Origin of the sequence: Antrihabitans stalactiti (assembly GCF_012932915.1) — a bacterium.
GTDB classification, from domain to species: domain Bacteria; phylum Actinomycetota; class Actinomycetes; order Mycobacteriales; family Mycobacteriaceae; genus Antrihabitans; species Antrihabitans stalactiti.
This window is the reverse complement of the sequence record NZ_VCQU01000007.1, coordinates 391,032-405,299: the sequence shown is the minus strand read 5'-3', so window position 1 is coordinate 405,299 and position 14,268 is coordinate 391,032. Positions and strand designations below refer to the sequence as shown.

Annotated in this window: 11 protein-coding genes and 2 pseudogenes; 5 read left to right on the top strand and 8 right to left on the bottom strand. The window is 58.4% G+C overall.

Annotated features, from left to right (window positions below):
- The first annotated feature begins 151 nt into the window (after positions 1–151).
- Entirely contained in the window at positions 152–967 is an 816-nt protein-coding gene (locus tag FGL95_RS21470) for a DDE-type integrase/transposase/recombinase (RefSeq protein ID WP_169590525.1), read from the top strand.
- Positions 968–1,082: 115 nt separating this feature from the next.
- Positions 1,083–1,277: pseudogene (locus FGL95_RS32445) on the top strand (universal stress protein); the annotation flags it as partial.
- Positions 1,278–1,378: 101 nt separating this feature from the next.
- On the opposite strand, the gene FGL95_RS21460 reads toward FGL95_RS32445, so the two are convergent.
- Both FGL95_RS21460 and FGL95_RS21455 read right to left on the bottom strand, forming a co-directional pair.
- Entirely contained in the window at positions 1,379–2,245 is an 867-nt protein-coding gene (locus FGL95_RS21460) for a metal-dependent hydrolase (protein WP_169590521.1), read from the bottom strand.
- 693 nt (positions 2,246–2,938) lie between these two features.
- On the bottom strand, positions 2,939–4,255 hold the full coding sequence (locus FGL95_RS21455; RefSeq protein ID WP_169590519.1) for an IS256 family transposase: 1,317 nt from the start codon (positions 4,253–4,255) through the stop codon (positions 2,939–2,941).
- 126 nt (positions 4,256–4,381) lie between these two features.
- On the opposite strand from FGL95_RS21455, the pseudogene FGL95_RS21450 reads away from it, so the two are divergent.
- A pseudogene (locus FGL95_RS21450) lies at positions 4,382–4,630 on the top strand (transposase); the annotation flags it as partial.
- Positions 4,631–5,093: 463 nt separating this feature from the next.
- On the opposite strand, the gene FGL95_RS21445 reads toward FGL95_RS21450, so the two are convergent.
- The 5 genes from FGL95_RS21445 to FGL95_RS21425 form a co-directional block, all read right to left on the bottom strand.
- Positions 5,094–5,828, bottom strand: coding sequence for a TetR/AcrR family transcriptional regulator (locus tag FGL95_RS21445; protein WP_338079961.1), 735 nt, complete (start codon positions 5,826–5,828; stop codon positions 5,094–5,096).
- 150 nt (positions 5,829–5,978) lie between these two features.
- Positions 5,979–7,019: a ferredoxin--NADP reductase gene (locus FGL95_RS21440; protein WP_233530274.1), complete on the bottom strand. Its 1,041-nt coding sequence runs from the start codon at positions 7,017–7,019 to the stop codon at positions 5,979–5,981.
- A 61-nt stretch (positions 7,020–7,080) separates the two neighbouring features.
- Positions 7,081–7,941 carry an SDR family NAD(P)-dependent oxidoreductase gene (locus FGL95_RS21435; protein WP_169590516.1) on the bottom strand — a complete coding sequence of 287 codons (861 nt, stop codon included), beginning with the start codon at positions 7,939–7,941 and terminating at the stop codon, positions 7,081–7,083.
- The gene (locus FGL95_RS21430) at positions 7,938–9,515 is read right to left on the bottom strand and encodes a flavin-containing monooxygenase (protein ID WP_169590514.1); all 1,578 of its coding nucleotides are present in this window, start codon (positions 9,513–9,515) and stop codon (positions 7,938–7,940) included. The genes FGL95_RS21435 and FGL95_RS21430 overlap by 4 nt, the downstream gene beginning before the upstream one ends.
- Positions 9,516–9,620: 105 nt before the next feature.
- Positions 9,621–10,592: an AurF N-oxygenase family protein gene (locus FGL95_RS21425; RefSeq protein WP_169590513.1), complete on the bottom strand. Its 972-nt coding sequence runs from the start codon at positions 10,590–10,592 to the stop codon at positions 9,621–9,623.
- Positions 10,593–10,873: 281 nt separating this feature from the next.
- On the opposite strand from FGL95_RS21425, the gene FGL95_RS21420 reads away from it, so the two are divergent.
- Complete coding sequence (locus FGL95_RS21420) at positions 10,874–11,179, top strand: DUF4873 domain-containing protein (RefSeq protein ID WP_169590511.1); 306 nt, start codon at positions 10,874–10,876, stop codon at positions 11,177–11,179.
- A 390-nt stretch (positions 11,180–11,569) separates the two neighbouring features.
- Here the strand turns inward: FGL95_RS21420 and FGL95_RS21415 are convergent, their stop codons facing one another.
- On the bottom strand, positions 11,570–12,184 hold the full coding sequence (locus FGL95_RS21415; protein WP_338079960.1) for a TetR family transcriptional regulator: 615 nt from the start codon (positions 12,182–12,184) through the stop codon (positions 11,570–11,572).
- Between the two features lie 1,189 nt (positions 12,185–13,373).
- On the opposite strand from FGL95_RS21415, the gene FGL95_RS21410 reads away from it, so the two are divergent.
- Positions 13,374–14,246: a metal-dependent hydrolase gene (locus FGL95_RS21410; protein WP_169590595.1), complete on the top strand. Its 873-nt coding sequence runs from the start codon at positions 13,374–13,376 to the stop codon at positions 14,244–14,246.
- The last annotated feature ends 22 nt before the right edge of the window (positions 14,247–14,268 follow it).

Sequence of the window (14,268 nt, the reverse complement as noted above, 5' to 3'; positions counted from 1 at the left end):
ACCTGAGCAGCACCCGAACCCCGGACCGGACACGCCCCACGGGGTGGGGAATTACGTGACGGCGGGTGAGGAATTACGTGACGGACAACCCCTCAGAGGTGGGGAATTACGTGACTGCTGACAGGCACTCACCGCCGCCGAACGAGCGCACGTGCTCACCGTCATCAACACCGCTGCGTACGCGGACCTGGCGATCTGCCAGATCTGGGCCCGCGAACTCGATGAAGGGAACTACTGGTGCTCGATGTCGAGCATGTACCGCATCGCGTCCGCCGCAGGTCAGAGCCGGGAACGGCGCCGGTTGGCAACTCATCCGGCGAAGGTCAAACCCGAACTTCTCGCCGACGGGCCCTCGCAGGTTTGGACGTGGGACATCACCAAACTCCGCGGCCCCAGCAAAGGCGTCTGGTTTCACCTGTACGCGTTGATCGACATCTACTCCCGTTACAACCCGGCGTGGATCGTGGCAGCTCACGAAAGCGCTGATCTGGCAAAGGATTTCATCGACGAAGCGATCACCTGCAATGGTGCTGTCCCGCATACGGTGCACGCCGATCGCGGCACGTCCATGACCTCGGGTCCGGTGTCGGCGTTGCTGAACAACCTCGGGATCACGAGGTCGCACTCGCGACCACGAGTTTCGAATGATAATCCCTTCTCGGAGTCGCAATTCAAGACTCTCAAGTATCTGCACGATTTCCCGAAAGCCTTTGCCTCACTGGCTGATGCGCGCCAATTCTTGGAAGGATTCTTCAACGAATACAACCACATTCACCGTCATTCCGGCATTGGCTGGCACACACCAGCTTCGGTCCACTTCGGCACCTCGGACGCGGTCGACGAGGCCCGTCAGATCACTTTGACCGCCGCCTACAGGCGAACCCGGCACGGTTCTCTCGCCGACCGACACCACCGAAAATGCCAGCCGTCTTCTTCATCAACGAACCCGTTACCCAACCACAGATGAACTGACCTTCACTGTCTCATTTGACTTGACTAATTCCGGCCTCGGACTACGGCGGCTCGCCCCACCCGACCCGTTGGGTGTACCGAACCTGCGACCAACACCCTATGGAGGAAGCATGACTGCCTATCGCACGATTATCGTCGGGACCGACGGATCTGAATCATCGCTGAAGGCCGTGGACAAGGCTGGTGCGATTGCAGGTGATGCCGACGCCGAGCTGGTTGTGGCGTGCGCCTATTTCCCGAACGATGCCACGGTCGCTGCAGCGGCGGAGAACGTTTTGAAAGACGAAGTGTACCAAGTTCGCGGAGAGGGCGTTGACGCGCGTCTGCCATGCGGCCGAACCGATCATTTCGACTTTAGGCCGATTCCATTCCGCAGGCGGCTAATCGAATCCAAAGCCCATCCCCTCTATGTGAGATGGTCGACGAGGGTGCCCTCGGTACCGAACAATTCAGCGCGCCAGTACTCGAGAAGCGCCTCGTTGTCGATGTCGGAGGGGTGGAAGCCCGGCTTCATATAGCGCAACAGGAGTGGCGTCATCCCCTTGAAGAGCGGCCCCCGCAGCGTCGCCACAGTTCCACGAGCAATTCGCACCGGATTGCGCCCCTTCGGATCCTGAACCACCGAAACCAGCGTTGCTGCAGCGATGAGCGGGAACGCGACGCCGAACATCGTCACCATCGTCATGATTCGCGACCATTCGCGGCCGCCGACGGCTTTGTACACGTCGAACGCCACAGCCTTGTGCTCGACCTCCTCGAGCGCATGCCACATCAGCAGGTTCTTGACCTCCGGATCGTGGGCCATGTCCTGCACCTCCTGACTGGACAGGATTCGCTCCGCGAGGACTGCCGTGAAGTGCTCCGCCGCCGCGGTCATCGCCAACGGTCCACGCTTTGGCAACCATCCTTCTAAGCGCTCTACGCCCTTGAGGATTGTGTCCACCGTCCTGGTGCTGTACCCGATTTCCACGAGCTTGTCGTTGAGTCGACGGTGTTCTTGCCCGTGCGACATTTCCTGACCGATGAAGCCTCGAATCTGCTGCCGCAGCACGGGATCAGCGATCTGGTCGCTGTACCGGCGAACCGACCGGATGAACAACTCTTCACCGACAGGAAACGACATCGACAGCGTGGCGATGAGATGACTGAACACCAGGTCGTTGTTCGCGAAGTGCCGCACCATCGGCGTCGGTTCACCGAATTCGAACTTGATCCGTCGCGGCTTGACACGGTCGATCGGCGCGGTCCGTACCTGTTCCTGATTTGCGGTCATGCCGTCCTCCTTTGGGTGGTGTTAATGCGCTGGACCCTCTGAGTACGGACCTTGCGGAGATCGAACATCCGACCCAAATGGGGCAGGTGTTGCAACGATCGCTGGAATCCGCCCTTCGAGCACCCATGCTCCGTGCTTGTACTTTGCGCAGCAGAGGGCAGGTCACCCTCTGCGATTCATGCAGGTATAGCCTGCCAGTATACGCTACTACATGTATCGCAATTTGCGCGATCACATCTCGGTAAACCTGAGCGTGCACAACCCCACGAGCCGCCCTTCTCGCCTCTTTATTCTGACCAAATTCATGCGAAATAAGGTGTAGAACAACACTATTCGACTTAACTGATCGCGTGCTGACCGCGATACGAACCGGATCCAGAACGGATGCAGTAACAGTACCGATAGGACCTAATAACGACGTGGCACAGCCCAGGGAAGCACTCGGCCCATCTCGGTGCCCTCTCTGGCAGGCTTAGGTGAGACACTCGGACCTTCCCGAGAACCTGTCTTTGAGGGCATGACTGGAGCGACATCCCATGAGCAGCCCGACCACAACGACCTCGTCTGTCCAGGCGGTTGATCCCGCCGCGAAACCGACCCGCCGGACGTTCACCAACGAGTACCGAAACAAGATCATCGACGAATACGCCCAAGCCCCGCGAGATATTGTCAATACCTGTGGATCGGGAACTTTCAGGCGACCTCCGATTCGGCGGTTTCCGGCTCGGTTGTTGACGCTTCGGGCGTGATATCGGTCGGGCGTTCGAGCAGCTTGCCCTTGTGGAACACCGCGCCGGTACGGACCAGCGCAACCAGGTGGGGTGCGTTGACCGCCCGCCAGCGAAGTTGCGCGGCATCGATCAGCTTGTAGGACATGGCGATTCCCGCCGCCCGTGAACCGGGACTCTTGGTGACCTTGGTCCGCAAGCGTACTGTGGCGAAGGTGGATTCGATCGGGTTCGTGGTGCGCAGATGCACCCAATGCTCGGCTGGATACTTGTAGAACTCGAGCAGCACGTCGGCGTCGTCGGTGATCTTCGCGACCGCTTTCGGATACTTCGCCTGGTAGTCGACCGCGAACGCTTTGATGGCGACCTGGGCCTTGTCGATGTCCTCGGCGTTGTAGATCTCCTTCATCGCCGCCAACGCGCCGGGATGCGCCGACTTCGGCAGCGCGGCAAGCACATTTGCCTGTTTGTGGAACCAGCAGCGCTGCTCCCGGGTCTGCGGGAACACCTCCCGCAGAGCCTTCCAGAACCCGAGCGCGCCGTCGCCGACCGCCAACACCGGTGCGGTCATGCCGCGGCGTCGGCAGCTGCGCAGCAGGTCGGCCCACGATTCGGTCGATTCCCGGTACCCGTCGGTCAACGCGACCACCTCTTTGCGGCCGTCGGCTCGAACCCCGATCATCACCAGCAGGCAGAGCTTCTCTTGCTCCAGCCGAACTTTGAGGTGGATGCCGTCGACCCAGAGGTAGACGAAATCGGTACCGGACAGGTCGCGCTCTCCGAATGCCTTCGCCTCGTCCTGCCACTGCGCGGTCAGCCGAGTGATCGAGGCGGCCGACAGCCCGGCACCGGAGCCGAGGAACTGTTCCAACGCGGGCCCGAAGTCGCTGGTGGACAGCCCGTGCAGGTACAGCAGCGGCAGCACCTCGTTCATCTGCGGGGACTTCCGTGTCCACGCCGGCAGGATCGCCGAGGCAAAGCGTTGCCGCTCACCGGAATCCGGATCGACACGCTTGTCGTTGACTCGCGGCGCCTGCACCGTCACGGCACCGGCCGCGGTCAGTACGTCGCGTTGGTGGTGGGAGCCGTTTCGAACCACCAGGCGGTGGCCGTTCTCGTCGACCTGATCGGCGAACTGGTCGATGTAAGCGGCGACCTCGGCCTGCAACGCCGCCGCGAGCATCTGCCGGGCGCCGTCGCGAACGATCTCGTCGAGCAACGACCGCACGGGCACGTCGCCGTCCGCGTTGGATGAATCGGTGGCGTGAACTACCTTGAGCAAGGGCGTACCTTCCCAACCAGCGCGCCAACGCTGGTCTTGATCGAATACCTGATTCCGTGAAGATCATCCTCCGGGAAGGTGCGCCCCTCCCAAAACCCTCATCCACAGGTATTGATCATTGCTCCCGCCTGCTCGGTGCCCGAGATTCACAAACTCGCCGAAACCATCGAAACGTGGCAGGAACCGATGATCCTCGCGATCGAGACTGGACTGTCCAACGCACGCAGCGAGGGCTACAACCGCATCGTCAAACACGTCGGTCGAATCGCGTTCGGGTTCAGAACACCGGACAATCAACGTCGCCGGGTACGGTGGGCCTGCACCCGCCTATCACGGCGAGCGCCATCCAGGGCCAGGCACTTACGCCCCTGCTAAATCTGAAGACCCAGTTTGCGGCCGGTCTGTTTTGGCGTGGATCGACATAGGCGTGGACGGGGGAGAGGCTGCGCAACGCGCCGCAGACTCAGATAGAAACTGAACCGCGTGCCGAACTTCCGATACCTGGCTAGTGACGCGAGTTGACCACCCTCGGGGAGCCTTCGAAAGGGTCGAAGCCGAACAACACCTCTACTGCGACCTGCCACGTTGGTAACCGGTTCGTACCCGAAAACCTCTTGTGAAGAACAATTCTGCGCCCGGTCCGGAAGCGGAGACGTGCTCGTCGGTGCCGGACCGCGACGAACCGCACGGGTGCAACGCCGCAGGCAACTGGTGCACCATGCAACTGGTGAAAACGCCGGAGGCAATAGTTACGACGCCGCACCGACTAAGGGCGCCGTCTCGACATAGAACGAACCTAATGACCTTGCCGGTGCCCGAGAGAAAGCATTTGATGCAATCATTTGATCACCGGCTGTTCCGCACTGGATCGAGTTTCGTCTATGACGCGAACATTAGACGAATCTAGGGGCAAATGGCGCCTGAACTCGACGTTTCGCGAACGGCTGGTGGCGTCGATGATACCCCAAATAATTACGCTGAGCTGACCGATGAAATCGTCTAAAGACAAGGCTCGGCTGCGACTGAACTGAGACTCGATCCACCAGTCGGTGGCCGAGAGACCGGCGCCGACAATCGAACGAACAGTCATGTCGATCCCTTTGGTGCTCACTCCCGAACTTTGCAGTGCCGATGCGAAGTGATCGGAGATCAGCGTCGCAAGTTGCTGGGTGTCATCCAGAGCAGGGTCGGGACCTCCAGAACGGTCGGAGAAATGGCTACGCATCAGGTAGCGAAATACGTTCGGATGCTGATCTACCAAATGCGCGTACTGACTAACCGCCGTGTGAAGAATGTCGTCGATAGAGTCCGACTCGAAATTGATGCTTCCAAGAACGCCCTCCCAGAGCAAGTCCTTGACACGGCGAGCGACAGCATCATGCAGATCGCGCTTATCGTTGAAGTGTCTGTATAACTTGGTTTTTGTAGCACCAGCTTCTTTGGCGATGTCATCCATGTGTGCGTCTGGGCCATTCTTGTCGAAAGCGCGAAAAGCCGCCTCGACTATGTCCGCACGTACCGCCGCGCGGTGATCGACCCAACGAGATGAACGTGCGTCAACCCTTTTGACCACACCGTCTCCGACTGTTGATGCTACGCCCGCGTCTAACGTGCCGAGACTACATGACACTCCGATTTCTCGCGGAGGCGCGCACGGATGTCTCCCCCCGCTAGTTGTCGAAAAGGGACAGCGACCACGAGCGAAGCGATTTCGAGGTTGTGGTCAGATGTCGAAGGTGACGGTAACCTCATCGGTCAAAGGGAGTGCCTGACATGCTAGGCGCTCGCCTTCCGCGATGTCGGCAGCGACGAGGATATCGTTCGCCAACATGGCCACATCCCCCTGCAGCAGTCTGCACACGCACGCGCCGCAACTCCCCTCTTTGCATGAGTACGGTGGTGAGTAGTCCTCGTTCAATAGCGCGTCCAGCAGCCCGAGATCTCTTGGCCACGCGATCTCGATCTTCTCGCCGTTCAGATAGACGATCGCTTGTGCGCTGTCTTCGGCCGAGGCGGATTTGGCGCGTTCCTTCACCTCGAAGGGATTACCATGCAGCGATTGAAAAACCTCGCGGTGTATTCTGTCGTGGGTGACGTTCACGCTTTCCGCAGATCTAACGACTAGATCCATGAATGGCGGAGGGCCACAGACGAAGAATTCAGAATTTCGGTGCGCCGAACACAGGTATTTCACGACATCTGCGGTCGGCAAACCTTGCTCGCTCTCGAGCCAGCTCTGAATGTCGAGGCGTTCCGAATATTGCTTTGCGTAGTGGGCTAGGTCTGGACCGAAGATCACATTCTCGGAGTCCTGATTCGCATAGAACAGAGTGATATGGCCCGAGCCCTCGGCCAGTGCGGATTTGATAATGGACATGATAGGAGTGATACCGCTGCCGGCAGCGAACAACACCATGTCTCGATCGAGGTCCCTTGGAGTGAAGTGGCCGGCAGGGGGAAGTACTGCTAAAATCATTCCCGATTCGATGTTGTCGCACAACCAGTTGGAGGCGTATCCTCCTTCGGTCCGTTTAACCGTGACCGCAAGGGTATCTTCGGTGTGCGGAGAACTCGACAACGAATAGCAACGTGCAACAGATCCATCCCTCTCGCTCGGAACACGGAGCGTTAGAAACTGGCCAGGTAGATACTGGAAATGCTCGACGCCCGAATCCGGGACGTCGAAGACGATGGATATCGCCTGTGGGCTCTCCTGGAAAACCTCAGCAACGCGGAGTTCCAGCCCAGGGCTCAATGAAGTCAAGGTACAGATCCTTCGTGATTTATGACAAATAGTTCAACAACTCAGGCTGCGAGCGAAAAAGCTACGGCGTCTCGCTACGCAGCAAACCCGACTTCCGCCCGATCGCGTAGCCCAGGCGGGCCAATGGCGCATTTATATCCTGATAGCGTGGCCCAACCACCCGAGTGATCACATCGAATCCCCGAGCGTCTGGTCCAATCAGCACGCGAGGCTTATTGTGACGCACTCCCTTCAGGATCGCGCTCGCTGCTCGCTCCGGTGTTGTCAAAGCTATTCGGTCGAAATGCTCGACCATCTTCCCAAGGTCTCCAATGGCCTCAACGCCGCGAGCATTCCGCGCTATGTTTGTTTTTATGCCACCTGGGTGCACACACGTCACGCCCACCGGGTGGCGGCCAATTCTCATTTCTTGTCGAAGGGCTTCGGTGAACCCTCGGACCGCAAACTTGGCTGCGTTATAGGCACTTTGACTAGGAATCGCCATGAGCCCGAATACACTGGAAACATTCACAACGTGGCCGTCGCCCGATTCGATGAGTTTAGGGAGGAACAGCTTCGTCCCGTTCGCGACACCCCAGAAGTTGATTCCCATCAGCCAGTCGAAGTCTTCCCAATTCATGTCGAGGACGTCGGCGCCCAGAGCCACGCCGGCGTTGTTGACCAACATGTTGACGGAGCCGAAGTCCTCGATTACCGCCGAGCAATGGTCCTTGAACGCTTCTCGGTCGGCGACGTCGAGCTTGTAGGCTCGAGCAAGAGAGCCCACTGATTGGCATTGCGCGGCCGTCTCGGAAACTCCGTCGATGTTGACGTCGGACAACGCCAATCGGGAGCCTTCTGCAGCAAGCTGCAGCGCGAGGGCGCGCCCGATTCCTGATCCCGCTCCCGTGATCGCTACGACTTTATTCGAAAATGTCCTCATGACTTCGCCTTTTCTGCCATGTGGGCGCCTACTGTATCTAGCTTGGTTGTATTGGATTCTCGACGTCCGGTAAATTCGAAGTCGGACTCGGACACCTTGCGAGTCTGCAGCCAGTACTGCCAGGTGAAGCCGGGCCACACTGTCCGGTTGACACCGTTGGAATCGAGGTACCAACTTGTGCAGCCGCCGTTAGTCCAGACTCCGTTGGCCAGCTTGCGCTGGATCGTGCTGTTGAAGGTATTTTGAACAGACTGTCGCACGGTGAGTGCGTCGGCTTGGTGTTCGGAAGTCAACCGAATCGCTTGGAGCACGTATTTGATTTGGCATTCAATCATGAAAACTACTGAGTTGTGACCTAGCCCCGTATTCGGCCCGAGTAGGAAGAAGAGGTTCGGAAATCCAGCAGCTGCGATTCCCAGATGGGTGTTAATTCCGCTGTTGTTCCAATGTGCTGCCAACTCGAGGCCGGTAGAACCTTTCAACTTAAGACTGTCGAATCCGTCGGTGACGTGGAATCCGGTTGCATAGATGATTACGTCGACCTCGCGCTCCTCGCCGTCCATAGAAACGATACGATCTTCGTTTATTTCCGCGATTCCATCGGTGATCACGGTCGTCGACGGCAAGTTCAGAGCAGGATAGTAGTCATTCGATCCGAGGATTCGTTTGCAGCCAATTCGATAGTCGGGAGTCAGACGCTCACGTAGCGCGGGATCATCAATGGAACGGGAGATGTTCCGCTTCGCTATATTTTCGATTGGCCGCATCAGGTTGGAGTGCCCGTTTAGCCCGATCGCCAGAGATTCCGCGGACCAATAGATCGCCGAGCGAAGGATTCTCGGTAGCAGGGGTGTGCGGGCGAATATCTTTTGGAGGGAACCCGGGACCGAGAAGTTCCTGCGCGGAAGCACCCATGCTGGTGTCCGCTGATATAGCTGCAATTCGGAGACTAGCGGCGCTATCTTAGGCACAAACTGAATGGCGCTTGCGCCGGTGCCGATCACGGCTACCCGCTTACCCTCCAGCGAGCATTCGTGATCCCATTGTGCTGAATGAAACGATTGCCCATTGAATGTGTCCTTACCTTTGATTTCGGGAATGTTCGGTATGTGGAGGGCGCCGATTCCGGAAATTAGGAAGCGTGTGACATACTCGCTTCCGTCAGATGTCGTGACCCGCCATCTCGATTCAGCCTCATCCCAATAGCCGCTGGCGAGAGCGCGGCCGAAGTGGGTGCGGGAGTACAAGTCGTACTTCTTGGCCAGACTGGTGAGATAGTCCTGGATCTCTTGTTGCCCCGCCCATACTTTGCTCCAGTCGGATCTGGGTTCGAACGAATACGAGTACATGTAGGACGGCACATCGCAGGCGCAACCGGGGTATACATTGTCGCGCCACGTTCCGCCTATGTCGTATGCCTTTTCGATGATAAGGAAATCATCAAGTCCAGCGTTGCGAAGCTGCATCGCCATGCCTAGTCCGGAGAATCCACTGCCGACTATCAGTATGTCGGTGCGGTGAATCTTGGCACCTGTCGACCTGGGCTTCGACTTCCTGGTTGTGCGTGTCGTCATTTGTATCCTCTAGGTTGAGTTTGCAGTCATTGGGGTCATTTGTCTTGGAGTCGCGTGACGAGCGACTCCGCGAGGAGGGGCAATCATAAACCTGATGCGCTGCAGTCACGCGAGGTCGTCGGGAAGGCTTCTGCTCAATCTCCAAAGCCAGCGGGTGATCTTTCCGTCGAGCATTCCCGCTTCTTGGAAGAAGCGGATCATCGGCTCGGACATGAACTGAAGATTCTCGCTGTAGTGGGGGCCGAATTGGCACGCGATGAAGCCCCGCATCGGATGTACGCCTATCGACCGGTATACACGTGGATTGATCAGAATCGGATAAGCGAGATTGGCAATGACCGCGAGTGCTCCGCGGTGCCAAGCGCGCGTCAACTTACGACGTCGGTGCATCCCGTCAACGAGTTCCATCCGTGCAAACGTAATGTGTCGCGCTTCTTCGAGCACGTGAATTTTCATGAGCTGTCTGAGATGCGGTTGCAATTCTTCGTCGTTCATTGCTTCGCGCTGGCCCCGGTCCAATATTTCCTCGATAAGCAACGTCGCGCCGGACACGGACGGTCCGAGGGGAATAAAGTGAAGCATCTTCGCGAAGGTTAGACTCCCGATCGGGAGCTTGTACGGCGCGATACCGGTTTTATTGATCAGCCGAGCGAACATGGTCGAGTGGCGCGACTCGTCGCCGACCTCAGCCAAGGCGTAGAGGGATTTATCGTCGGTGAGGTCGCCTCTGGCAGCGGTGCGTAGCAGTGCCGAACTCAAGAAATTCTCAGCATATATACCGAAGCTCAGTATGCTGACGATTTCATGTTTACCGAGCTCCACTCGTTGTGCGGGAGTGAGTCGCTGCCAGATCTTTGTTCCGTAGAGCGAAGTTCTATGTTCGGGTAGCCATTTCTTGTCTGGCGCCCACGGGCTGTCCCAGTCGACGTCGACTTCAGCATCGTATGACTTCTCTGCAGACGATCTCAGCAGCCGACCAGCGGACTTCTGTATGTCTACTGGCCTCCTCCCGGCTACCCGCACGAAGCGATCGTCGGACGTTCGGTCGTCGTGAAGTGCAACTTCGTGACTGGTCATCTTTCGTCATCCTTTGCAGAGTTCGAGTATTCCGAGCTATCGCTGCCCGCATCCGCCTGCATGGCGGGCAGTTGTCGTTTGGCAGCTGCGACTGCGTTTCGGCGAGGTACTTTTCCGACAATAGCCGTTACTCGCAGTATGCTATAACTTTGTGTGGAAGCGCCTCGGTTGTCAAGTCCCGATGAGCTTCCGACGCGCCCAATCTCATGAGGTCGGATTGGACGCCAAGGTGTCGGCTGACCGGACCGTAACTCCCGAAACCCTAAGGAAGGCAGTACAACGTGGCTGATTCGCATGAACGCTCGGACTACATCGGACCCGCCAGACTGACGATCGACGGCCGCGATTTCGACGTAGATATCGAGTTGCGTGGCTTCTTCCAGCCGATCGACGGTCTATATCGCTGGTACGGCCGGACCCGGCCGGCCCCCCAGTTAAGCGAAGTTCTACGAGGTGGCCGCACGAAGGCGACGTTGAAAACGCCTTGCGGAGAGTCATCTACAACAGTTGGGGACCTCGACTTTTGGGGTCGCTACCGGCTAGAAGGGACAGGTCGACCACCTTTTCATCTGCCGACATCGGCGTAGATGGCGGACCCCGCCGGCAGTCCAACCGCAAGTGAGCTGACGTCCGCGATGGCGGAGCTCCTCCGACCGGACTAGCGGTACCAGCAATAGCGAAACCCGGTCAAGGGCTGGCGTTGGTCAAGACGACAACTGCAGCATGCAAACTCACATGGATGAACCGGTGACGCCGCTGAGTAGGAACGGAATTGATCGAGGCCGCGATCGCGGCTCCCTATACAGCCGTGCTCGCGATTGCGTTGGGCACCAGCGCATCCAGAATCAGGGCACCGGGATTCTTGGTGGTGACGATTCGTACGTGCGCAGGTCGCGTGCTTCGTGGGAATGTTGGTCATGATCGGTTCGGGCGGCGACGAATCTCGTCGTCGGTTCCGCCAGCGCCGATTCGTGCGGTCAGGCCTGGCCGTCAGAAGGATCTTCGACCTCGGGCCGAGCAACCCGAGCTGGGATCCGAGAGCGGTCGCTGATCTCGGCACCAGCCTTTCGGCCCGCAAGAAAATCGTCGACGATCTGGGTGAGTTCGCTCGGTCCCAACGAATGCAGACCGGCGAGTCGTGCAAAAACCACGGGACCCACGAGTTGCGTTATGGCCAAGGTCGTATCGAAGTCACCGAGTTGCCGCTTCGCTTGCGGGCTATCGAGCAAATCTTCGAAGGGCTGTCGATATCGATTGGAAACTTGAGCCCGCAGCGACGCCACGGCGTCGTTTTCAGCGCCGACCGGATTGTCTCCGTTGACTCCGGCCGCGTGATCGGTGTCCAGCTGAGCTGGGCCGAGACCCACCCAACAGAGAACAGTGAGTTGTACCGGTGCTGCGTCGATCAACTCAGCCGACCGACACACTATGTCGACGAGCCGCGCGCGAAGATCGCCTCCCGCAGGAGGCGCCACCACCGGCGGCAGGAGATGCTCGAAGGCTGCGGCGAGAAGGTGTGTGCTGCTTCCGAACTGCCGGTACAACGTCGTACGCGCAACCCGCGACAGCGCTGTCACTGCATCTATAGTCACCGCCCCGACCCCACCCGAAGAAAGCAACGACGTTGCCGCGTCGATGAGTCGGGCGCGTGAACGAGCGGTTCGCGGGTCCACATAATTCCCATCCGCCGTCTTCAACGGGCGCACCACGACACCGTCAATTCGTTTTCTAGTCTGCAAGTACCCACAACGCCGAGTGTACGGGGACCTGTTGCTCGACGAGGTAACACACCGACTCCGAGAGGAGGTTTGATCGATACCATCAGTCTCGTTTTGACCGTTCGTTGAAACTCGCAGTGGACTCTGACACTGCCCATTGCGTGTCTGAATAGTGCTGATGGAGAAGGTTGGTCGATCGCGTCGTTGGGTATGTGCCAGTGAGCCTCGCGCTGAAGTACCGACTCGTCCGTCCGCATTGCCGGTTACGCCATCGACACTGAGCGAAGGACCGCCAGGCGACGATCGGCCTCAAAGCTGCACTCCGCGAGTGGTAGACAATTGCGGCGAGTGACTTCCACTCCTGCATGCCCGAGCGGCGAACCCACACAGTTCGAGTGGAATGCAATATTCGATACCGCTGGTCTACTCGGGATTGGGTCGAATGGGGCCCGTCTTGGCCAGCGTTTGCGCCGCATCGGCGCCAACTCGTTTACGGTGCGGCGCGAGATTGTGCAGTCACGTCCCCGACGAGACAGGACGTCTCGAAAGCCTCCGAGCGGGCTGAACTATCGTCGGCTACGCGCAAGGTCATTGGCCGTTCTCGCCAGATGGCTCGTATTCCAGCTGCCTTGCGGTACTTTCGGTGCTGAACCGAGGGTGAACTTCGGCTCAGGATCAAGATGCGAGCCTGTCCTTCGATCTATCTCCAATGGTGATGGCGCACAGAGTAATTCAAATCGAGTGGAGTTCCCTCGGTTGTCACAGTCAGCGTGTGGTGGCAAGGGCGACAGAGCCGAATCCGTGGTTCTGACTCTCGAGTTCTGAATAAATGCGTGACACGGGGTACCGCATACCGTAGTGTTACGCACAAGCTCGAACCGGCAATGGACGAGCTTGGGCGAGGAAGGCGGCAACGGCACGCGTTGCCTTCCCTCACGCCGGTGAACACAACGAGCCGACGTTGACGGCCAATGACGTAAGTCACATACTGCATTCACAGTATGTTATCTCGAACGTACCTACTGGAGGAATACCGATGACTACGGCTCGCAGATCCACATCTATGGCTCCGGCCGACTATGGTCAACCCGCACCAATCGCGCCGGTGGACCGAGTCAAGCTCCGCCGAATCAAGTTCGAATTCGGCGAGCCCACTCCTATGGTGCGCCACTTCGCGAACAACGACCTCGTATTCAGCCACCTGATCGCGATACTGTCGATGTCGTTTCCTCCTGGCGAAGAGTTGTTCATCCGGTCGGTTCGCCGATACAGCGACCAGATCACCGATCCTGCTTTACGCCAGCAGATTCGCGGCTTCATCGGTCAGGAGATGTCGCACGGACAAGAACATCGTTCCCTGAACGACAAGCTCGTGGAGATCGGTTACAGCACCAGGTTCATGAATGCGATCTTCAAGCCGATTCAGCGCTTGGAAGAATGGCTACCCAGCCTCATGCCTTTGGCGATGACAGCAGCTGCTGAGCACTTCACGGCGATCCTCGCAGAGCGCATCCTGTCGAATCAAGAGGTGCAGGACATGGCCCACGATCCGGAGGTCAAGAACCTGCTGATGTGGCATGCGCTCGAAGAGGTCGAGCACAAGGCCGTGGCTTTCGATGTGTACAAGACCGTCGGCGGCCCCGAGTGGTTGCGGATTGCCATGATGGCGGGAATGTCCAGCCTTGCGTTCCCACTCATCGCTGTGGCGACGTTGGTGTCGTTGGTCCAGGATCCGGAGGGGCGCAATCCGTTGCGGATTACGCGCGGAGCTGCGGCGACGCTGCGAGGGCCGCTGTTCAAAGGGTTGACGCCACCCCTGCTGCGTTACATGAAGCCGGGCTTTCACCCGTCCGATATCGACAACGAGGCGCTTCTGGAGTACTGGCGCGCTGAATTGTTCGGTGCCGAGGGCACTCTCGTCGACCATCTCAAGTAAATAGCTGACAACGACAGGATCT

Coding starts and splice junctions, on each gene's coding strand:
- FGL95_RS21425 (WP_169590513.1), bottom strand. CDS start 10,592: ATGACCAGTCACGAAGTTGCACTTCACGACGACCGAACGTCCGACGAT.
- FGL95_RS21410 (WP_169590595.1), top strand. CDS start 13,374: ATGGCTCCGGCCGACTATGGTCAACCCGCACCAATCGCGCCGGTGGAC.
- FGL95_RS21435 (WP_169590516.1), bottom strand. CDS start 7,941: ATGAGGACATTTTCGAATAAAGTCGTAGCGATCACGGGAGCGGGATCA.
- FGL95_RS21430 (WP_169590514.1), bottom strand. CDS start 9,515: ATGACGACACGCACAACCAGGAAGTCGAAGCCCAGGTCGACAGGTGCC.
- FGL95_RS21460 (WP_169590521.1), bottom strand. CDS start 2,245: ATGACCGCAAATCAGGAACAGGTACGGACCGCGCCGATCGACCGTGTC.